Source organism: Tabrizicola oligotrophica (assembly GCF_011008935.1).
GTDB lineage: Bacteria > Pseudomonadota > Alphaproteobacteria > Rhodobacterales > Rhodobacteraceae > Tabrizicola_A > Tabrizicola_A oligotrophica.
Genome location: NZ_JAAIVJ010000009.1, coordinates 1 through 20,949 on the forward strand (window position 1 = coordinate 1; position 20,949 = coordinate 20,949).

Below are 20,949 nucleotides of genomic sequence, written 5' to 3' on the forward strand. Positions count from 1 at the left end.
GGGTCGTGCTGACCGCCGCCATCGTCGGCCTCGGCATGGTGGTGATGACCACCGTCGGCGGCGGCATCGAAGGCCTCGGCACCGCCATCGTGTCGGACCTGGAAGGCCGCGCCGCTGGCTACGAAAACCAGTAATCTGATCGACACTTTCGATCTGGCAGGCCGCGCTTCTTGCGCGGCCTGTTTCAATTTTGATGCAGAAGCCGCAATTCCGCCCTGCGATCGTTCCGTTTTCAGCCACAATACCCCGGCAGAACCGTCTTATGTAACCGTGTCATCACCGAGTTCAGGACATCCGGGAGCGTGGCGAATGAAATGGATCTTCAAGTTCCTGCGCCAGGAGGGCGGGGCGATCACCGTGGACTGGGTCGTGCTGTCGGCGGCGGTCATCGGGCTTGGCATGGTGGTGCTGATCCCCGTCGCCTTTTCGACCGAAAGCACGACGCAGATGATCGCGGATGACATTCAAAGCCGCAGCGTTGGCTACGGCGACAACTGAATCTGAACAGGGCCGCCCCGCGGCCCAAGCCAAGGGGAAAGATTATGCGCGCAATGTTCGGACTGGTTCTTGTGGCGGGGGTCGGGCTTGCCGGGGCCGCTGTCTATATGGCCAAAGGCTACATTTCGAAAACGGAAACCGCATTGCAGAAAGAACTGGCGATCAAGGCCCAGACCGGCGGCCTGGTCGAGGTCTATGTGGTGACCAAAGCCGTCAACTATGGCGAGCCGCTGACCAAGGACGACGTGCAGAAAAGCTATCTGCCGAAGAACACCCTGCCGGAAAACACCTTCTCCGACATTGCCATCCTCTTTCCCGAGGACAACACCGAGCCGCGCTATGTGCTGCGCCAGATGGAAAAGTTCGAGCCGATCCTTGCCGCAAAGGTGACGGAACCGGGCGAACAGGCCGGGCTGACGGGCGAGCTTGAAAAGGGCATGCGGGCCTTCTCGATCAAGGTCGAGGCGGCGGATTACCTGCAACCCGGCCAGAGCGTCGACATCTACTGGACCGGCGCGACCGAAAACTCGACCGGAGAGATCACCCGGCTGATCGAAAGCACGATGAAGATCATCGCGGTCGATCGCAACGGCAAGTCGGCCACCTCCGACGGCTCGATCCAGAACCGCACCATGACGGTCGCGGCCACCCCCGAACAGGTCGCGCGGCTGGCTCAGGCCCAGGCCACCGGGCGGCTGGTGATGTCGCTGGTCGGTGTCGGCGATGACACCGAGGTCGGCAAGGTCGAGGTGGATACCGGCTCGATGCTGGGCATCACCGCGGCGGCGGCCCCCGTCACCGCCCCGGCAGCGCAGATCTGCACCATCCGCACCCGCAAAGGCGCCGATGTGGTGGAAATTCCGATCCCCTGCACCAACTGACAGGGCATGAAATCTTGGGGCGCGGCACCTTCCATGGGGGTCGCGCCCGCAGCTTTTTCCATCCATGGTGTGCTGTTGCAAGTTATCCACATACAGAACGCGCGATAAGCGTTTGATTCTTGCAAACAAAAGGCAAACAAGGCATTCTTCGCACCTGAACGGGCAGCAAAAGACCCGGCAGAGGCGTGATCGAAAGGGCAGGTCACATGAGACTGCAATGGCTTATCGCGGCTGGGATGCTGGGCTTTGCCCTGGCGTCAACGGCCATGACTCCGCTTGCGGCGCAGGAATTGCACGTTCTGAAAGGTTCGGAAAGCGCGCCGCTGAACGTTCCGATGAACCGCGCGGTCGTGGTTGAAAGCGACACGCCCTTCGCCGAGCTGTCGATCGCCAACCCCGGCATCGCCGATATCTCGACCCTGTCGGACAAGTCGATCTATGTGCTGGGCAAGACGCCTGGGCGCACGACGCTGACGCTGCTGTCGCCCGAGGGCAAGCTGATCTCCAACGTCGAGGTGCATGTCACCCCCGACATCGCCGAATTCAAGGAACGCCTGCGCCAGATCCTGCCCGGCGAAAATATCGAAGTTCGCACCGCCAATGACGGCATCGTGCTTTCGGGCACGGTGTCGTCGATTGCCAAGCTGGACCGCGCGCTTGATCTGGCCAACCGCTATGCGCCCGAACGGGTCTCCAACCTGATGAGCGTCGGCGGCACCCAGCAGGTGATGCTGAAAGTGCGCTTTGCCGAGATGCAGCGCTCGGTGTCGAAAAGCCTGTCGGCCTCGCTCGGGGTGATGGGCGGCAATACCGTGGGCGTGGCGGCCGGTTCGGGCCAGCTGGCCGACGGTTCCAAGCTGACCACGATGCTGAACACCGGCACCGTCACCTCGTCGAACGAGGCCGAGGGCCGGCTTGGCCTTGGCTTCTCGGCCGGGGCGCTGGAATTCGCCGTGCTGTTGGAAGCCCTTGAATCCAAAGGCGTCGTTCGCACGCTGGCCGAACCGAACCTGACCGCCCTTTCGGGGCAGGAGGCGCGGTTCCTCGCCGGTGGCGAATATCCGATCCCGGTGGCCTCGGGCGATGGCACGATCACGGTGGAATACAAGCCCTTCGGGGTCGAACTGAACTTCACGCCGATGGTGGTTGATGGCGACATCGTCAACCTGACCATCAATGCCGCGGTGTCCTCGATCGACTCCACGACGACGCTGCAATCGGGCGGCTTCAACATCAACGCCTTCAAGCGGCGCGAAACCTCGACCACGGTCGAGATGCGCGACGGCGAAAGCTTTGCCATCGCGGGCCTGCTGCAGGACGACTTCCGCGACCTGAACGGCCAGGTGCCGTGGCTGGGCGACATTCCGATCATCGGTGCGCTGTTCCGCTCGGCGGAGTATCAGCGCGCGCAGTCCGAACTGGTCATCATCGTGACGCCGCATCTTGTCACCCCGACCCGCGGCGAGGCCCTGGCGCTGCCGACCGACCGGGTGCGCCTGCCGACCGAAAAGGAGCTGTTCCTGTTCGGCGACGTGGCCGGCAAGCAGAAGGGGGCCGCGGGCGAGGTTGCCCGGCAGGACTTCACCGGCTCTTACGGCTATGTGATGGAGTGAGGACGATGCACGCAAAGACCTCTCTGATGGCCGGTGCCGCCTTTGTCGCCCTGACGGCCTGCAACCCGGTCAACTTCGTCACCCGCGAGGCGGGCTATCAGGTGGATCAGGGCAGTTTCGGCAATGCCACCATGCAGAACACCATGGTAATGATGGGCGAATGGGATGCCACCATGGCGCTTGGCAACCGCTTTGCGCAGGAAGTTCCCACCACCATCACCTTCGCCTTCAACTCGTCCCAGCTCAGCCCCGAGGCGATGGCCATTCTGAACCAGCAGGCCGATTTCATCCGCCAGTTCCCCGAAGTGCGGTTCCGCGTCTATGGCCACACCGACCTTGTCGGCTCCGACAGCTACAACAAGGCGCTGGGGATGCGTCGCGCCCGGGCCGCAGTGGCCTATCTTGCCTCGCAGGGCATCGGCACCGCCCGGCTGGAGGCCGTGGTGTCCTTTGGCAAGACCCAGCCCGTCATCCCGACCCCCGGCCCCGAACAGCGCAACCGCCGCACCGTGACCGAAGTCACCGGCTTCGTGAAGGGCAACCCCACTGTGATGAACGGCAAATATGCCGAAATCGTCTGGCGCACCTATGTCAACAAGGGCCAGACCAACAGCCTTGCCGAACGACCGCATCCCCGCAACACGGTGGTCGTGACGCAAGTCGACCCTTCCGCCGGAAACTGATCCAGCCCCTCAGGCCCGCCCGTCCGGCGGGCCTCTTCGTTTCCTGCTTCTGGAAACAAAATGCCAAAAACCGCAGATTGACGATTTTTTGGCCCCAATCTCGCCAAACTCCACCGGCACCTTCAATGCAGATCAAAGCCCGCAGAGCGACTCTTGGGTCGCGCGACGGGCATGTGGCCTGAAAGGTCACGCAAGCTGTCTTTGGAAGGACTGATGTGATGTCGAGTGTCGCCAACCTGCAACCGGATCCCGCGCCGATCCTGGCCTGTACCATCTCGCGCGATGTGCAGAACTTCGATCTTTTGATCGACGACATGGAGCAGGAGCTGGGAGAGAACTGGGGGGATCTGGGTTTTGACGATGCCCTGATCTTTCTTGGCCAACCGGAAGCGGCCCATCTGCAATTCGTCGCCATCGCCGTAGACAGTCAGGACGAGGCCGATCTGGCACGGATCGGCGACATCATCCGCACGGCGACGGAAAAGTCGATCAAGGTGATCCTGATTGCCGATCAGGTCAGCCCGATTGCCCTGCATCAGCTGCTGCGTCAGGGCGCCGATGACTTCGTGCCCTACCCCCTGCCCGAAGGCGCGCTGCACGAGGCCATTGCCCGGCAGCCGAAACCGGCCGAGACGCCGGAACCCGCCACCGCGCCCGAACCCGCAGCTGCAGCCCCGGAAGAGCCCTCGCGCCATCCGGGCTTCAAGGCCAAGGGCGATCGGGACGCGGTGATCCTGCCGGTGCATGGCTTTGCCGGCGGCTGCGGCGCGTCGACCTTTGCCGCCAACCTCGCCTGGGAACTGGCCACGGTGTCGAAAACCGACGCGCCGCGGGTCTGCCTCATTGATCTGGATTTCCAGTATGGCTCGGCGGCGACCTATCTCGACCTGCCGCGCAAGGAAACGGTCTACGAATTCTACTCCGACATCGCGCACGCCGACAGCGACGCGCTGCTGCAATCGATGCTGACCTTCAACGACCGCTTGCACGTCATGACCGCGCCGTCCGACATGCTGCCGCTCGATTTTCTCGGGCCGGAGGAAATCGGCCGGCTGCTCGACATGGCCCGCGCGAATTTCGACTTTGTCATCATCGACATGCCGAAAACCATCGTGGCCTGGACCGAAACCGTGCTGAACGCGGCGCATGTCTATTTCGCACTGCTGGAGCTGGACCTGCGCTCGGCGCAGAACGTGCTGCGGATGCTGCGCGCGCTCAAGGCCGAAGGGCTGCCGCATGAAAAGCTGCGCTATGTGCTGAACCGCGCGCCGAAATTCACCGATCTCTCGGCGAAAAGCCGGGTGAAGCGCATGGCGGAAAGCCTTGACATCTCGCTTGAAGTCCAGCTGCCGGACGGCGGCGCGCAGGTGACGCAGGCCAATGACCATGGCCTGCCGTTGCAGGAGAATGCCGGGAAGAACCCGCTGCGCAAGGAAATCGCAAAACTCGCCAAGTCACTGGTTGATCTGAACAAGGCTGCCGAAGCCGGCAGAAGTTGACCTCGCTACGCCTGGGGGAAAAGATGTTTTCACGTTTCAAGAAGCCCGAGGCGCCCTCTGCGCGCCCCGCCGCCACCGCTGGATCTGCCGCGCAGGCCGCCGCCGCCCGGCCCACGCCGATCTCGGCAACGCAGGCCGCCCTCGCGGCCCGTCCGCTGCCGTCTGCTCCGCCGCCGCGCCCGCCCGCCGAGGCGGCCGCCCTCGACAAGGAGAAGAAGCGCAAGCAAAGGTTGCAGGAGCTGAAGGTCGAACTGCACAAGCGGCTCTTGGACAACCTGAACCTTGCCGCGCTGGAACACGCCTCCGAGGCCAGCCTGAAACAGGAAATCGCCTCGATCGGGGGCGAGGCGCTGGACGAAATGGCCGTCGTCCTGCCGAAAGACGATCGCGCCATCCTGTTCCAGGAACTTTACGATGAGGTGATGGGCCTTGGTCCGCTGGAGCCCCTGCTCAAGGACGAATCCGTCAACGACATTCTGGTGAACGGGCCGCAGCGCATCTTCGTTGAACGCGCGGGCAAGCTGGAACTGACCGACATCACCTTCAAGGATGAGCGCCACCTCTTGCGCATCATCGACAAGATCGTGTCCGCCGTGGGCCGCCGCGTCGACGAGAGCAATCCCTATTGCGACGCGCGTCTGGCCGATGGCTCGCGCTTCAACTGCATGGTGCCGCCGGTGGCCGTCGACGGCTCGCTGGTATCGATCCGCAAGTTCAAGAAGGAAAAGCTCGGGGTTCATGACCTTGTGCGCTTTGGCGCCTTCACCGAGGAAATGGCGCTTTACCTGCAGGCCGCCGTTTCCACCCGCCTGAACATCATCGTGTCGGGCGGCACGGGGTCGGGGAAAACCACCACGCTCAACGCGCTGTCGTCGTTCATCGACAACAAGGAGCGCGTGCTGACCATCGAGGACACGGCCGAATTGCAACTGCAACAGGTGCATGTCGGCCGGATGGAAAGCCGCCCGCCGAACGTCGAAGGCAAGGGCGCGGTCACGCAGCGCGACTGCCTGCGGAACGCGCTGCGGATGCGTCCCGACCGCATCATCGTCGGCGAAACCCGCGGCGAGGAAGTGATCGACATGCTGCAGGCGATGAACACCGGCCACGACGGTTCGATGACCACGATCCACGCCAACAACGCCCGCGACGGCATCTCGCGTCTGGAAAACATGGTCGCCATGGCCGGCATCGAGATGCCCTTGAAGGCCGTGCGCAGCCAGATCGCATCGGCCGTCAACCTGATCGTGCAGGCCTCGCGCCTGCAGGACGGCTCGCGCCGGATGGTGTCGATCACCGAAATCACCGGCATGGAAGGCGAGGTGATCTCGATGCAGGAAGTGTTCCGCTATGAACGCCTTGGCGTGGAACCAAACGGCAAGATCATCGGCCGCTTCAACGCCACCGGCGTCCGCAGCCATTTTTCCGATCGTTTCCGGCAATGGGGTTATGACCTGCCGGCCTCGATCTATGAACCGATCATCTAACGGGGCAGACCCATGCAGATCTCAGCCGCGCCGCTGATTTACATCCTGATCTTCGTCGCCGTGGTGGCGCTGGTCGAAGGCGTCTACCTGACGGTTTTCGGCAAGTCGATCAGCCTCAACAGCCGCATGTCGCGCCGCCTGGCGCTTCTGGAAAAGAGCAACAACAACCGCGAAGAAGTGCTGGAACAGCTGCGCAAGGAAATGTCGCAGCACATGGCCTCGCGCGGGATTCCGCTCTATTCCATGCTGGCGACCAAGGCGCAGAAGGCCAACATCGCCTTCTCGCCCAAGCAGCTTGTCATGATCATGGGCGGGTTGACGGTGTTTTCCTACCTCGCCCTCACCATCGGGACCGAGGCCGCAACCCCGATCCGCATGCTTGTCGCCCTCGCGATGGGGGTGGGCGGCGTCTATGTCTGGGTGAACAACAAGGCCAAGAAGCGCATGGCGCTGCTGGAGGAACAGCTGCCCGATGCGGTGGAACTGATGGTGCGCAGCCTGCGTGTCGGCCATCCGTTCTCGTCGGCCATCGGCATCGTGTCGAAGGAAATCCCCGATCCCCTGGGCACTGAATTCGGGCTGATCGCCGACGAGGCCGCCTATGGCCGCGACGTGGCCGAAAGCCTGAAGGCCTTTGCCGAACGCATGGACAGCCAGGATTTGCGCTTCCTTGCGGTGGCGGTGGCGATCCAGCAGCAATCGGGCGGCAACCTGGCCGAGATCCTGGACGGTCTGGCCAAGGTGATCCGCGCCCGCTTCAAGCTGTTCCGCCGCGTCAAGGCAATCACCGCCGAAGCCAAGTGGTCGGGCATGTTCCTGTCGGCCTTCCCGATCGGGGCGCTGATCATGATCAACGTCATCCAGCCGAACTATTACGACGACGTGAAGGAAACCGCGGCCTTCATTCCGGCCGCGCTTGTCGTCGCGGTTTTCCTCATCATCAACGTGATCTTCATGAAGATCATGGTCAACATCAAGGTGTAAGGGTTCAAGATGCTGAGCAATATCAACCAGATGCTGACCGACGCGCTGGGGCCGCTTGGGCCGCTTTTCGCGCTGGGTTTCCTGGGCGCGATCCTGATCCTGATCGCCCTGCCCTCGCTTCTGAAAAAGGAAAGCGACGGATTTTCAAAGCTCAAGGAGCAGACCAAGACCGCCAGGGCCAGCAAGCGCAGCGATGGCCAGGACCTGCGGCGCGGCGACAAGACCGACAAGCTGGAGAAGTTCGCGCATTTCCTGGAACCGCAGGATGCCGAACAGATGTCGGCCTCGCGGATGAAGCTCTTGCGCGCCGGCTATCGCGCCAAGAACGCGGTGCGCCTGTTTCACTTTGCCCAGTTCGCGCTGGGGCTGGGGCTTCTGGCCTTTGGCGTGCTTTACGCCCTGCTGATGAAATCGCAGCAAGAAGTCTCGACCCAGTTCATGATCCTTGCGACAGTCATTCCCGGTGCGGCGGGCTATTACCTGCCGCAATACTGGGTGCAGCGCCGGCTGCAATCGCGCCAGCAGGAAATCGTCTCGGGCTTTCCCGATGCGCTGGACATGATGCTGGTCTGCGTCGAGGCCGGCCAGTCGCTCGACCAGTCGATCAACCGGGTCGCCAAGGAAAGCCGGGCGGGCTATCCCGCACTGGCCGACGAATTCGAGATGGTCGCGCATGAGGTCAAGGCCGGCAAGGAACGGGTGCAGGTGCTGAAGGACATGTCCGACCGCGTCGGCATTCCCGATGTGTCGTCCTTTGTCACCACGCTGGTGCAATCGGCCACCTTCGGCACCTCGATTGCCGAGGCGCTCCGGGTCTATTCCAACGAAATGCGTGACAAGCGCGTGATGCGCGCCGAAGAGAAGGCAAACACCTTGCCGACGAAGCTGACGCTGGGCACAATGATGTTCACCGTCCCGCCCCTGATGATCATCCTGATCGGGCCTTCGGTGCATGGCATCGCCACGACCCTTTCGATGGGGGCTGGCCAGTAAACAAGGGTCTGCCGCGTGCGATCACTTCCGGCGCTTGCCGTCATCCTGTCCCTGGCCGCCTGTTCTTCGGGCGGCCTTGGGTTTTCGCAGAACGCCAACCGCCCCCCCGCCGCCGACGCCAGCGAAACCGGGGTGGACGGGCTGTTGGTCGGCCACCGGCTGATGGAGGCGGGCGAATTCGATCTGGCGCTCAAGGCCTATCTGCGCGCCGCTGCCGAAGAGGGCATCAATGTCGACGTCCTGTCCGCACTCGGCTCGGCCAATCTGAAGCTTGACCGGCTGGGGCAGGCCGAACAGCTTCTGCGCCGCGCGGTGGAACTGGACCCGAGTTTCGTGCCGGCGCAGAACAACCTTGGCGTCGTCCTGATGGAGCGCGGCAAGGTCGGCGAGGCGCGGGTGGTGTTTCAGCAAGCCTTCGCGCTGGACAGTGGCCAAACGGACTCGATCCGCGAAAATCTGAAACTGGCTATCGCGCGAACCGAAACCGACGTATATTCTGATCCGCAAGACGGCCCGGAAGAACCGAAATACAACCTGATGCGGCGCGGCACCGGTGAATATGTGCTTCTGACGCAGCTTTAGGCGGCACCGGGACGACACGAGACGAGCAGTCAAAAGGACGCAAAATGCGCCACCCGGTTTTCCTGACGGCCGCCCTTGCGGCCAGCCTTGGCCTTGCCGCCTGCAACCAGCCGCGTTCCGACGCCGAAGTGCAGCGCGCGATCAAGTCGGTCAACGTGATCGACGAATCCAATCTCTCGGACATCATGCTGACCGTGGGCGACCCGAACGAGGCGGTGGCCTATTTCCAGAAATCCAGCAGCGAAAACCCCGACCGGCTTGACCTGAAACGGGGCCTGGCGAAATCGCTGATCCGCGCCGGCCAGACGGCGCAGGGCGTCACGGTCTGGGAGGAGGTGAAGGCCCATCCCGAAGCGACGCTCGATGACCGCGTGGCGCTGGCCGATGCGCTGATCCGGTCGAACGATTGGGCGCGGGCCGAGACCGAGTTGAACCAGATCCCGCCGACGCATGAAACCTATGAGCGCTATCGGCTGGAGGCGATGGTCGCTGACAGCAAGAAGGACTGGAAGAAGGCCGACAGTTTCTATGAAATCGCGGCCGGCCTGACCACCAAACCCGCCGGCGTGCTGAACAACTGGGGCTTTTCGAAGCTCACCCGTCAGGAATACGGCGCGGCGGAAAAGCTGTTCACCCAGGCGCTGACCTATGATCCCGCGCTGTTCACCGCCAAGAACAACCTTGTCATGGCGCGCGGGGCGCAGCGCAAGTATGACATGCCGGTGATCGAGATGACGCAGGTCGAACGCGCCGAACTGCTGTACACGCTGGGGCTTACGGCGGTGAAACAGGGGGATGTGACGGTGGGCAAGGGCCTGTTGCAGAACGCCATCGACACCCACCCGCAGCATTTCGAGGCCGCGGTCCGCAGTCTGGAAGCGCTGGAAAGCTGACGTGACAGCACTTCCCCCCCTCGCCGCTCTCCTGTTGCTGGTCCCTGCCCTGCCCATCGGCATCTGGGTGGCCTGGTCCGACATGAAGTCGATGAAGATCCCGAACAAGGCTGTGATCGCGCTTGCCAGCAGCTTTCTGGTCGCGGGCCTGCTGGCGATCGCATTCAACCTCCTGCCCTTCACGGCGTTTCTCTGGGCGCTGGGGCTTGGCGCCATCGTGCTGCTGCTGGGCTTTGTCGGCAATGCCACCGGCCTCATCGGCGCCGGCGACGCCAAGTTCGCCGCCGTCATGGCGCCCTTCTTCATTGGCGCCGACCTGCGCTTCGTTCTGGGCCTGTTTTCCGCCTGCCTGCTTGCCGCCTTTGCCAGCCACCGGCTGATGGGGCGCGTCCCGGCCTTCCGCCGCGCCACGGCGGAATGGGCCAGCTGGACCCACAAGGATTTCCCCATGGGTCTCGCGTTGGCAGGGACACTGATCTTCTATCTTTTGGCCGCACTGATGCCGCTTTTCCAAGGCTAAGTGTCAACAAACCCCCTGCCCGACAGGGGAATCGTTGCACGAGGTCTGTCCATGAACATGCAAGTGACGTCGCCACCGCCCTCTGGCGTTCAGGCCCCGCCCCAGCCGAAGTCGCTGGCGGAAACCGGCCTGTCGCTGGTGATGATGCGCGACATCCTGCTGAAAACCATGTTCCGCACCAACGTCGATCTGGTGTCGCAGATCGCCGTGGCCATCTGCCTGCCGGTGCAGCTGACGCAAGAGCTGGTCGACATGGCCCGCCAGCAGAAGCTGTTGGAGGCGACCGGCACGCTGCATGCCACCTCGGGCAACGAGATGGGCTATCAGCTGACCGACGCGGGCAAGTCGCGCGCGCTCGATGCGCTCAGCCAGTCGGAATATTACGGCGCGCTGCCGGTGCCGCTGCCGGACTATGCGCTGCAGATGAAACGCCAGTCGGTGCGCGACATCAAGATGACCCGCCCCGATCTGATGAAGGGCATGGGGCACCTGATCCTTCCCGACGATCTGATCGACAATCTCGGTCCTGCTGTTTCAAGCGGTCGATCAATCCTGATGTATGGCCCGCCCGGCAACGGCAAATCCAGTATCTCGAACGGCATCCGCGCCGCACTGGGCGACAAGATCTATGTGCCGCGCGCCATCGAATATGCAGGCCAGGTCATCACCGTCTATGACCCGATCGTGCATTCCGCCGCCGAGGCCGCGGTGGACGACCCGACGTCGCTGCGCCGCACCGGCAACCGCTTTGACAACCGCTATGTCTATTGCGAACGCCCCACGGTGATTACCGGCGGGGAACTGACGCTCGACATGCTCGATCTGAAATACAATCCCACCGCGCGCACCTATACCGCGCCGTTGCAGCTCAAGGCCTCGGGCGGGATCTTCATCGTCGACGACCTTGGTCGTCAGGCCGAACCGCCGCAAAAGCTGGTCAACCGCTGGATCGTGCCGCTGGAAGAGGGCCGCGACATCTTGCAACTGCAATCGGGCGAGAAATTCACCGTACCGTTCGACACGCTGGTGATCTTCTCGACCAACTTCCACCCCAACGAGATCTTCGACGGCGCCGCACTGCGCCGGATCTTCTTCAAGATCAAGATCGACGGGCCGACGCAGGACATGTTCCTGAAGATCTTCGCCATGGTGGCGCGCAAGAAGAAGATGGCGCTGGACGAGCGCTCGCTGGTGCATCTCCTGAAGGTCAAATACCCCACCATCGACAACAATTTCGCCAACTATCAGCCGACCTTCCTGATCGACCAGATGATCGCGGTCTGCGAGTTCGAGCGCATCCCCTATCAGATGACGCCCGAGCTGATCGACCGGGCCTGGGGCAACATGTTCGTGCGGGACGAAACGATCGCAAGGTGATCGGAAAATTCGATCAGACCTCCTCGTCGACTTCGTCGCTCGTCGTCACGACGAGAAGCCGAAGGCGCCCGAGGAGGCGCGTTCAGAACGCGCGAACACCGCTTTCGGTGACGATGAAATCCAGCTTCTGATCGGTTTCTTCGATCGGAACCTCCGGCATTTCCTGCGCGTCAAAGGCAAAGCCCACCGCAATCACCGGGTGTTTCGCGCGCAGGCCCTCCAGCGTGCGGTCATAGAACCCGCCGCCATAGCCCAGCCGGAACCCCCGCGCGTCAAAGGCGACCAACGGCACGATCACCACCTGCGGCTCGACCCAGGCCCCCTCGACCGGGATATAGGCCTTGAAGGCGCCTTCCTGCATCGCGCAGCCCGGGCTCCATTCGCGGAACTTCAGCGCCTGACCGGGGCCAAGGATCACCGGCACGCCCACCGGGCCCTGATGCGCGGCCATGGCGGACATGGGGTCAATCTCGGTGCGCATCGGCATATAGCCGGCCAGCACCTTGCCGCTTTGCCCGGCAAGGAAATCTGCAAGGATTTCCGCCGCTTGCCCCTGACCACGGGCAAAGGCCGCCTTTCGCGCCGCAAAGGCCGCGGTGCGCGCCTCGGCCTTCAATTCCGCCAGATCCATCATGTCAGCACCACCGTCGCCAGCCCCAGAAAGGCAAAGAACCCCATCACATCTGTCAGGGTGGTGACGAAAGTCCCGCTCGCCAGCGCCGGATCAAGACCCATTTTCGACAGGCCAAGCGGAACCAGCACGCCGCCCAGCGAAGCGACGACCTGATTGACGATCATCGCCAGTCCCAGAACCAGCCCCAGATGCCAGTCGGCAAAGATCAGGCTGCCCGCCAGCCCGAGAATGGCCGCCAGCGCCAGCCCGTTCATCAATCCCGCCAGCACCTCGCGCCGCACCACCCGCGCCGCGTTGGCCTGCGTCAGGTCGCGCGTTGCCAAGGCCCGCACTGCGACGGCCAGCGACTGCGTCCCGGCAATGCCCCCGGTCGAGGCGACAATCGGCATCAGCGCCGCCAGCGCCACCAGGGTCGCAATGGTGTCCTGGAACTGGCTGATGACAATGGCCGACAGCGAGGCCGTCAAGAGGTTGATCGCCAGCCAGGGCAGGCGCTGGCGCACGGTCTCCACCGCGCCATCGCTGACCGAGGCCTCGTCGCCGACACCGGCAAGGCGCAGCATGTCTTCCTCGTGTTCCTCGTCCAGCACATTCATCGCGTCATCAATGGTGATGACCCCGACCAGCCGCCCGCCCTGATCGACCACGGGGCAGGAGATCAGGTGATACTGGTTGAAGATATAGGCCACGTCGCCTTCCAGATCGGTGGCCGCGACGGTGCGGAAGCTGTCCTCGGTGATGGATTTCAGCCCCACCTCGCGCCGCGCCGACAGGACGCGGCCAAGGGTGACATAGCCCACCGGCTTCATCCGGGGGTCAATCAGGATGACGTGGTAGAACTGGTCCGGCAGGCTGTCGGCCCCACGCAGGAAGTCGATCGCCTCGCCCACCGTCCAGTGTTCCGGCGCGACCACCACCTCGCGCTGCATCAGGCGGCCGGCGGATTCCTCGGGATAGGCCAGCGCCTGTTCCACCGCCACCCGGTCGGCATCTTCCAGCGCATCAAGGATCTTGCCCTGCTCTTCCGGTTCAAGATTTTCAAGGATATCAACAACATCATCGGTATCCAGCTCGCGCATCGCCTCGGCGACGACCTCGGGCGGCAGGGCCTCGATCACCTCTTCGCGGATGGCCTCGTCGATTTCCGACAGCACTTCGCCGTCAATCTCGCCCGACCACAACGCCAAAAGCGCGCCGCGTTCGGCGGGGCCGATCTGTTCCAGCAGGTCGGCGATGTCGGCGGCGTGCAGCGGCTCCATCAGGGCGGTCAGGCGCGGCGTGTCGCCCGTCTCGACAGCCTCAAGGATGGCCGCCACGCGATCGGCGTGCACCTCGTCCTCGTCCATCACGGCCAGATTCTCGTCCATCGGCACCCCCGCCTTTTCATCCTTAGCGAAACTGTTTCGGGCAAAACAGGGGGGCCTTGGAAATTTACCGAATTGTCATAAGGCTCTAGTGTCATGAGGATTGCAGCGGGGGGCGTCATGGCCGATCTCATCCTTGGACAAGTCCTGACCTTCACCGGCGATCCCTTTGCCGAAGGGCTGGCCGCGGCCCGGCATCTTCGTCACGGCGCCGTGCTGGTCGAGCATGGCCGCATTGCCGCCATAGGGGAATCGGCCGTCCTGCGCGCGACCCACCCGGCCGCGCGTGTCACCGATTACGGCCAGCACCTGATCTCGGCGGGGTTCATCGACGCCCATGTGCATTACCCGCAGACCGCGATCATCGCCTCATGGGGCAAGCGGCTGATCGACTGGCTGAACAGCTACACCTTCCCCGAGGAAATGCGCTTTGCCGATCCGGCCTATGCCGGCGCAGTGGCGGAGCGTTACTGCGAGCTGACGCTGGCCAATGGCACCACCAGCTTTTGCAGCTATGCCACCATCCATCCCGAAAGCGTCGACGCCATCTTCACCGCTGCGCAGGCCCAGGGCCAACGGGTCTGGGCCGGCAAGACCTGCATGGACCGCAACGCCCCCGAAGGCCTGCGCGACACCGCGCAGACCGCCTATGACGACAGCAAGCGGCTTCTGGCGCGCTGGCACGGGGTGGGGCGGCTGTCCTACGTCATCACGCCGCGCTTCTCGCCCACCTCGACACCCGATCAGCTGGCGGCCCTCGGCGCGCTCTGGGCCGAGAATCCATCCTGCCTGATGCAAACCCACCTGTCCGAACAGACCGACGAAATCGACTGGGTCAAATCGCTGTTTCCCGCCGCGCGCGACTATCTCGACACCTATGAGGCGCACGGACTTCTGGGCAAGGGCGGCCTTTACGGCCACGCGATCCACCTGACCGAGCGCGAGAAAGCCCGGCTGGCCGAGGTGGATGCCAGCCTGATCCATTGCCCGACCTCCAACACTTTCATCGGCTCGGGGCTTTTTGACATGGGCGGTCTGAAAGCGGCAGGTCATCGCATCGGGCTGGCCACCGACACCGGCGGCGGCTCGTCGTTTTCCATGCTGCGCACCATGGCGGCGGCCTATGAGGTCGGTCAGCTGCGGGGTCGCGCGCTGCATCCGGCGGAACTGTGGTGGCTGGCCACCGCCGGTTCAGCGCAGGCGCTGCACGCCGCCGACTGCATTGGCACCATTGCGCCCGGGATGGAGGCCGATCTGGTGGTGATCGACCTTGCCTCCACCGCCGCCATCGAACAGGCTACCCGCCGGGCCGACGACATCTGGCAGGCGATCTTCCCGACCATCATGATGGGCGACGACCGGGCGATCCATGCGACTTGGGTGGGCGGCAAACCGACCGCCCGGTGACAGGGCGGGTTGCAGGCATTTCGCAAGACGCAAGACCGCACGCGCGCCACGCTGCCGCGAAAAGCGCCGGAACGGCGACGATGAGCCGGCCTCAGTCCTCGATTTCCCAGCCGTCGGGCCAGAAATCAAAGCCGATCACCTCCTCGGTGCCGGCCTTTTCCCATTCCCAGATCGCCTCGGCGGTGATCGGAATGGCCGTTGGAGTGCGCGCCTCGATCTGGTCGGCATCGTGGCGGGTGACAAAGCCGCGCTCGCGCAGCGCCGTTTCGGCCGCCGCCCATTGCGGCTTTACCTCCTCGGCGAGGAAATAGAACACCACCACCGCCTCTTTCGGCAATTTCACCCCGCGCGCGCCCTCTTTGAAGGTGGCGAAGGTCTCGGCCTTCTGCGTTTGCCAGTCATGTGCCATCGGATGCCCTCTCGGCGCTTGATTCCCCGCCCTTCGCCTTGTATCGGATACCGTCCCGAATAGAATGGCCGAAATGGCCTTGGCGAGGTGATGATGTCCTGGACCGACGAACGCGTCGAAACGCTGAAACGGATGTGGGCCGAAGGCCAGTCCGCCAGCCAGATCGCGAAAGAGCTGGGCGGGGTCACCCGCAATGCCGTGATCGGCAAGGTCCACCGGCTGGGCCTGTCGAACCGCGCAGGCGAAGGCGCCTCGACGGCCGATGAGGTCGACGTGGCCCCGGCCCCGCCGCCGCGCCCCGAGGCTGCGGCGAAACCGGCCGAGCCTGCCGCCCAGAAACCGGCTGTCGCGCCCGCGGCCAAGCCCGCAGCCGAACGTCCGGCCCCGGCCGCAGCCCCCGCCGCCGCGCCGGCGGCGCCGTCGAATGTCACGCCGCTGCCGATCCGCAAGGCGATCATCCCGGCCGGCCAGCCGCTGCCGCCGCAGCCCTCGGCCAACGAGATCAGCCCCGAGGCGCTGGCCTCGGTCCGCGAAGTGGAAAAGCGCGCCCGCAAGCTGACGCTGATGGAATTGACCGAGCGCACCTGCAAATGGCCGATCGGCGATCCGGCGACCGATGACTTCTGGTTCTGCGGCCTGCCATCGGTCGCAGGCAAGCCCTATTGCGAAGCCCATGTCGGCGTTGCCTTCCAGCCGATGAGCGCCCGGCGCGACCGCCGCCGCTGACCGCCTTTCCCCGATTGCAAAGAGGGCCAGCCCACAAGGGCTGGCCCTTTTTCTCTGCCCGGCGGGCCGGTGGCCTAATTCCCGCCGTTCAGCAGCTTTTCCAGTGCCTTTGCCGCCTCGTCGGTGATGAATTCCTCGCCCTGCCGCTTTACCGCGTCCTCCAGGCTTTCGCCGTCCTGCGGCACGATGCCCAGCTCCTCTTGCACCTTGGCCTTCGCCTCCGCCTCCAGTGCCTTGGCTTTTTCCTTCGCGGCGGCCTCCAGCTCGGCCTTTTCAAGGTCCAGCTTTTCCTTGGCCAGCGCCTCCAGATCAAGGCTGATCGACGGGTCGGCCCACGGGCCCTTGATAAGGATCGGTGCGGTCAGGGTCTTGTCGCCCACCGCGGCCTCGGCCCGCAGGCGATAGTTGATCGTGCGGGCGCCAAGGCCAAGCCGGCCCGCCCCCCGCACCGTGGCAAAGGGCGCCTGCATCACCAGATCGTCGTTCTGCAGCACGCCGCCCGCGATGGTGAACCCGGCGGTCAGGCTGTCGAAGATGGTCTTCTGCCCCTCGCCGGCATATCCGGTGTCCAGCGTCCGCAACATGCCGCCGATGTCGAGCCCCAGAATCTCGCCCTTGCCCAAGGCCAATGTCCCCGAACCTTCCAGCCCCTGCATGATCGCCTCCACCGAATTGCCCGAGCCAAGGAATTTCAGCCGCAGATCGCCGGTGCCGACCAGTCGCTCATAGCCCGCAAGGTCGGTCATCAGCGGTTGCAGCGCCATCCCGGCAAAGCCAAGATCGCCGCCCACCGACAGGCCCTTGCGGCCGTTGACCACGAATTGCCCGGATACCGCCCCGCCATAGGCCTGCACGCGGGACAGCTCGAAAACCGCGCGCGCCCGGTCGAGCGTCAGCTTCACCGCGCTGGCCCCGAGCTTGGCCATGCCAAGATCAATCCCGTCGGCCCTGAGCGAGACATCGGCATCCAGCATTGCCAGCGCCGAGACGTCGATCTTGTCCTTGGGCCAGCCATCGGCCTTCATGCCGCCCTGTGCGCCCCCGCCCTTGCCCCCCGAGACCGCCGCAAGGTTCAGCACCCCCGCCACCACCTTGGCCGCAAGCTTCGGCCGCGCCTCACCCTGGGTCAGATCGGCATCAACGGCCAGCACCGTGCCATCCAGAACCACCGTGCCGCCGCGCAGATGGACCGTCCCCTTGTCGGTCAGCGTCACGCCGCCCTTGACGCGGACGCCCCCCGCGCCAAGCCCCTCGGGCAGTGCCGGGGCGCTGGCGCCGGCCAGCGCCGCGACCTCGGCCAGCGTGCCGAGATCGGCCTCCAGCTCACCCTTGGCCGCCATCGGGTTCCAGCCAGCCTTGCCGCTGAAGGTTCCCTCGGCCTTGCCCGCCGCGAAGCTGGCCTCCACCGGGCCAAGCTTGCCATCCAGAAAGTCACGGAACACCCCAAGCGTCAGGTCAAGCTGGAACGGCTGACCTTCCTTTTCCGCCGACATCTGCACTGTCACCGGTCCGTCGAATTCGGCAATCGCGGTTTCCAGATCCAGCGCCGTCAGGTCCAGCCGGGTGCCGCTGCCATGGTCGAGAAACACCAGCCGGCCGTTCGAGATCACCGCCCTGTCCAGCGTGAACGCCTTGCCGACGCCGGGGGTCGCGGTTGACACCGTGCCGCCGCTTTCCCCCCCGAAGATCCAGTTTTCCCGGCCGTCCCTGGCGCGTTCAAGGATCAGCACCGGCGCCACCGCCTCGACCGCGGTGATGCGCGCCTGCCCCCCGATCAGCGCCGCCATGTCCACGGCAATTTCCAGCCCTTCCGCCTGAAACATCGGGCCTTCGTCCGACCAGTCGGCATTCGACATCGTGACCTTGCCGGTCTTCACTCCGAGAACCGGCCAGATCGTCGGGCGGATCGAACCTTCGATCACCAGTTGCCGCCCGGTCAGGCTGTTGAACTGTCCTACGACCAGCCCGGCAATCCGCTCCGCCGGGATGAGAAACAGCGCGCCCATGGCCAGAACGGCCAAGGTCAAAAGCGCGAAAACCGAGCGGACAATCCAACGCATGGGCCAACGCATGAGCAACCTCCAAACACCATGGACCGGACTCTACGCGCCCCACCCTGCGAGACAAGCCACATCGGCGCGAGCGGCAGGCTTTTGCCGGGCGGGCGGCAATCCGGGCGGGCGGTGCAAGAGTGGCCGTTGGTCCGCGCAAGGGGGCGGCTGTCTGGCCGCATTTCCGTGCCGAACGCAGGTGGCGCGGGAGGCGTCGCCGTGCTAGGATCATGAAAAATTTACGCAATATGATCCCTGCGGCAATAGGTTTTTCAGCCATGAAAGGATGCATACCGTGGCAAGCATTACAGTAATGCAGGACATTCTTGGTGTTCACCTCCTGTCGTCGTCTGGCTTCGCGGGACTTCTCACGCTCACCGCGACGACCATTACGGATACCCAGTTGAGCCTCGCGAGTGACCAGCAGACGTTCACCTTCTATGGCTCCGGTTTCGATTACCAGATGAACGGAGGCGAAATCGTCGGCCTCATCGGGGGTACTGTGACCCGGATAGCCATCACCGATGCCGAGGGCACAACGGTCTATCTTGACTGGTCCGGTCTCAACCTGTCGGCCGCCGCGTTCTCCGACTATCTGACGACCAGCAACTGGGGGGCGCTGAATGCGCTTCTGTTCAATACAAGTGACACCTACAGCCTGTCGGCAGGCCGGGACGCCGTGCGGGGTTTTGGCGGTGATGACCTGATGCGCGGCTTTGCCGGCGCCGACCGGCTGATCGGGGACGCCGGCGCGGACACCCTGCTTGGTGGCATCGGGGCCGACAGGCTGACCGGCGGCGCGGGGGTCGACAACCTGACGGGCGGGGCCGGTTCCGATGCCTTCATCTTCACCCACAGGGGTGCCGCCAACCGCGAGATCATAACCGATTTCAACGCCACCGATGATGCGCTGCGCTTCGACACTGCGACCTTCACCGGCTTTTCCTACACTGGCCAGCTGAACGGTATCGAATTTGTGGCCGGCGCGGCGGCCCTGGACCCGGACGACCGCTTCCTTTACCGGCGCGTGACCGGAAACCTCTGGTATGACGCCGACGGCAGCGGCGACGGGGCCAAGGTGCTGGTGGCGGAGCTGACCGACGGCACGGCGCTGAGCGCGGCGGATATCTTTCTCTACTGACCGGACTGCGGGGGCCGCACCCAAGGGGCCGCGGCCGCCCTGCCCCTTGCCCATGACCCTGCCCCTTGAAACCCCGTCCCCGATGGGCAATGTGAGACACAAACCGCAAGGGGCAGGCGCATGGCACTTCCGATCCGCGAACAGGTCAAATACTGGAGCATCGCGCTTGCGGTGTTCTTCGTGGCGCTCTGGGTGCTTGGCGGGGTGATCCTGCCGTTCCTTGTGGGCGGCGCCGTGGCCTATTTCCTTGATCCTGTCGCCGACCGGCTGGAGCGCGCCGGGCTTTCCCGCGTCGCCGCCACCTCGGTCATCACTGCCGGGGCGCTCCTGATCGTCGTGGCGCTGGTGCTGGCGGTCATCCCGACTCTGGTCAACCAGCTGACGGCGCTGGTCAATGCTGCCCCCGACATCGCCCTGCGGCTGCAAACCTTCCTTCTGGAACGCTTCCCCGAACTGGCCGACGGCACCTCGACCATCCGGCAAAGTCTGGCGCAGATCGGCCAGACCATCCAGTCCAAGGGCGCGGCTCTGGCCGAGGGTCTGCTGACCTCGCTTGCCAGCGCGATTTCCATCGTGGTCTTCCTGCTGGTCGTGCCGGTGGTGGCCTTCTACCTGCTCCTCGACTGGGATCACATGGTTGCCCGCCTCGACCAGCTTCTGCCGCGCGACCATGCCCCGACCATCCGCCGCCTTGGCCGCGAGATCGACGGCGCGCTTTCGGCCTTTGTGCGCGGGCAATTGTCGGTCTGCCTTGTGCTGGGGCTGTACTATTCGGCGGCGCTGATGCTGGCGGGGCTGCAATTCGGCCTCGTCGTCGGGGCGACAGCGGGGGCGATCACTTTCATTCCCTATGTCGGCGCCATCATCGGCGGCGCCTTGGCCATTGGCCTTGCGCTGTTCCAGTTCTGGGGCGACTGGGTGCAGATCGGTATTGTCGGGGCGATCTTCGCCGTCGGGCAATTCCTTGAAGGCAACGTCCTGACCCCGAAACTGGTCGGCAAATCCGTCGGCCTGCACCCGGTCTGGCTGTTGTTCGCACTGTCGGCCTTTGGCACGCTGTTCGGCTTTGTCGGCATGCTTGTCGCCGTGCCGGTGGCCGCAGCCCTTGGCGTGCTGACCCGCTTTGCCATTGGCCAGTATCACGGCAGTCTCTTGTATCAGGGCATCGCCGGCCGCATCCCCGAAGACGAGGATCAGGCGTGACACC

At 64.2% G+C, this 20,949-nt stretch carries 20 protein-coding genes; 16 read left to right on the forward strand and 4 right to left on the reverse strand.

Translation table 11 applies throughout. From position 1 onward, the window contains the following. The first annotated feature begins 309 nt into the window (after positions 1-309). The 12 genes from G4Z14_RS14095 to G4Z14_RS14150 all read left to right on the forward strand — a co-directional run bounded on the left by G4Z14_RS14095 (position 310) and on the right by G4Z14_RS14150 (position 12,010). A complete protein-coding gene (locus G4Z14_RS14095; protein ID WP_164626824.1) occupies positions 310-498 on the forward strand; it encodes a hypothetical protein in 189 nt (62 codons plus the stop codon). Positions 499-542: 44 nt separating this feature from the next. Continuing rightward, entirely contained in the window at positions 543-1,379 is an 837-nt protein-coding gene (cpaB, locus tag G4Z14_RS14100; RefSeq protein ID WP_164626825.1) for a Flp pilus assembly protein CpaB, read from the forward strand. A 206-nt stretch (positions 1,380-1,585) separates the two neighbouring features. Continuing rightward, entirely contained in the window at positions 1,586-2,992 is a 1,407-nt protein-coding gene (locus G4Z14_RS14105) for a type II and III secretion system protein family protein (protein ID WP_164626827.1), read from the forward strand. Between the two features lie 5 nt (positions 2,993-2,997). Then, entirely contained in the window at positions 2,998-3,675 is a 678-nt protein-coding gene (locus G4Z14_RS14110) for an OmpA family protein (protein ID WP_164626829.1), read from the forward strand. Positions 3,676-3,893: 218 nt separating this feature from the next. Further along, the gene (locus tag G4Z14_RS14115) at positions 3,894-5,174 is read left to right on the forward strand and encodes an AAA family ATPase (RefSeq protein WP_164626831.1); all 1,281 of its coding nucleotides are present in this window, start codon (positions 3,894-3,896) and stop codon (positions 5,172-5,174) included. 23 nt (positions 5,175-5,197) lie between these two features. Next, positions 5,198-6,661, forward strand: coding sequence for a CpaF family protein (locus G4Z14_RS14120; RefSeq protein WP_164626832.1), 1,464 nt, complete (start codon positions 5,198-5,200; stop codon positions 6,659-6,661). A gap of 12 nt (positions 6,662-6,673) precedes the next feature. Continuing rightward, the gene (locus tag G4Z14_RS14125) at positions 6,674-7,645 is read left to right on the forward strand and encodes a type II secretion system F family protein (protein WP_164626834.1); all 972 of its coding nucleotides are present in this window, start codon (positions 6,674-6,676) and stop codon (positions 7,643-7,645) included. Between the two features lie 9 nt (positions 7,646-7,654). Then, the gene (locus tag G4Z14_RS14130; protein WP_164626837.1) at positions 7,655-8,638 is read left to right on the forward strand and encodes a type II secretion system F family protein; all 984 of its coding nucleotides are present in this window, start codon (positions 7,655-7,657) and stop codon (positions 8,636-8,638) included. Positions 8,639-8,653: 15 nt separating this feature from the next. Next, positions 8,654-9,220: a tetratricopeptide repeat protein gene (locus tag G4Z14_RS14135; RefSeq protein ID WP_321573051.1), complete on the forward strand. Its 567-nt coding sequence runs from the start codon at positions 8,654-8,656 to the stop codon at positions 9,218-9,220. A gap of 44 nt (positions 9,221-9,264) precedes the next feature. Then, the gene (locus G4Z14_RS14140; protein ID WP_164626839.1) at positions 9,265-10,113 is read left to right on the forward strand and encodes a tetratricopeptide repeat protein; all 849 of its coding nucleotides are present in this window, start codon (positions 9,265-9,267) and stop codon (positions 10,111-10,113) included. 1 nt (position 10,114) lies between these two features. Beyond that, positions 10,115-10,633, forward strand: coding sequence for a prepilin peptidase (locus G4Z14_RS14145; protein WP_321573052.1), 519 nt, complete (start codon positions 10,115-10,117; stop codon positions 10,631-10,633). Between the two features lie 51 nt (positions 10,634-10,684). Beyond that, complete coding sequence (locus G4Z14_RS14150) at positions 10,685-12,010, forward strand: P-loop NTPase family protein (RefSeq protein ID WP_407703836.1); 1,326 nt, start codon at positions 10,685-10,687, stop codon at positions 12,008-12,010. An 82-nt stretch (positions 12,011-12,092) separates the two neighbouring features. On the opposite strand, the gene G4Z14_RS14155 is transcribed toward G4Z14_RS14150, so the two are convergent. Continuing rightward, positions 12,093-12,641, reverse strand: coding sequence for a 5-formyltetrahydrofolate cyclo-ligase (locus G4Z14_RS14155; RefSeq protein WP_164627076.1), 549 nt, complete (start codon positions 12,639-12,641; stop codon positions 12,093-12,095). After that, a complete protein-coding gene (gene mgtE / locus G4Z14_RS14160; protein ID WP_164626840.1) occupies positions 12,641-14,011 on the reverse strand; it encodes a magnesium transporter in 1,371 nt (456 codons plus the stop codon). Before mgtE ends, G4Z14_RS14155 begins: the two co-directional genes overlap by 1 nt. Positions 14,012-14,128: 117 nt before the next feature. On the opposite strand from mgtE, the gene guaD reads away from it, so the two are divergent. Next, positions 14,129-15,415, forward strand: a complete 1,287-nt coding sequence (guaD, locus tag G4Z14_RS14165) for a guanine deaminase (RefSeq protein WP_164626842.1) — start codon at positions 14,129-14,131, stop codon at positions 15,413-15,415. Between the two features lie 91 nt (positions 15,416-15,506). Here guaD and G4Z14_RS14170 read toward each other — a convergent pair whose 3' ends face one another. Further along, the gene (locus tag G4Z14_RS14170; protein WP_164626844.1) at positions 15,507-15,824 is read right to left on the reverse strand and encodes a hypothetical protein; all 318 of its coding nucleotides are present in this window, start codon (positions 15,822-15,824) and stop codon (positions 15,507-15,509) included. 93 nt (positions 15,825-15,917) lie between these two features. Between G4Z14_RS14170 and G4Z14_RS14175 the strand changes: the two genes are divergently transcribed. Further along, positions 15,918-16,550, forward strand: a complete 633-nt coding sequence (locus G4Z14_RS14175; protein WP_164626846.1) for a GcrA family cell cycle regulator — start codon at positions 15,918-15,920, stop codon at positions 16,548-16,550. 74 nt (positions 16,551-16,624) lie between these two features. Here the strand turns inward: G4Z14_RS14175 and G4Z14_RS14180 are convergent, their stop codons facing one another. Continuing rightward, positions 16,625-18,610, reverse strand: coding sequence for an AsmA family protein (locus tag G4Z14_RS14180; protein ID WP_164626848.1), 1,986 nt, complete (start codon positions 18,608-18,610; stop codon positions 16,625-16,627). Positions 18,611-18,896: 286 nt separating this feature from the next. Here G4Z14_RS14180 and G4Z14_RS19180 point away from each other — a divergent pair, with 286 nt between their 5' ends. After that, the gene (locus G4Z14_RS19180; RefSeq protein WP_321573053.1) at positions 18,897-19,742 is read left to right on the forward strand and encodes a calcium-binding protein; all 846 of its coding nucleotides are present in this window, start codon (positions 18,897-18,899) and stop codon (positions 19,740-19,742) included. A gap of 120 nt (positions 19,743-19,862) precedes the next feature. After that, positions 19,863-20,945 carry an AI-2E family transporter gene (locus G4Z14_RS14190; protein ID WP_164626852.1) on the forward strand — a complete coding sequence of 361 codons (1,083 nt, stop codon included), beginning with the start codon at positions 19,863-19,865 and terminating at the stop codon, positions 20,943-20,945. The last annotated feature ends 4 nt before the right edge of the window (positions 20,946-20,949 follow it).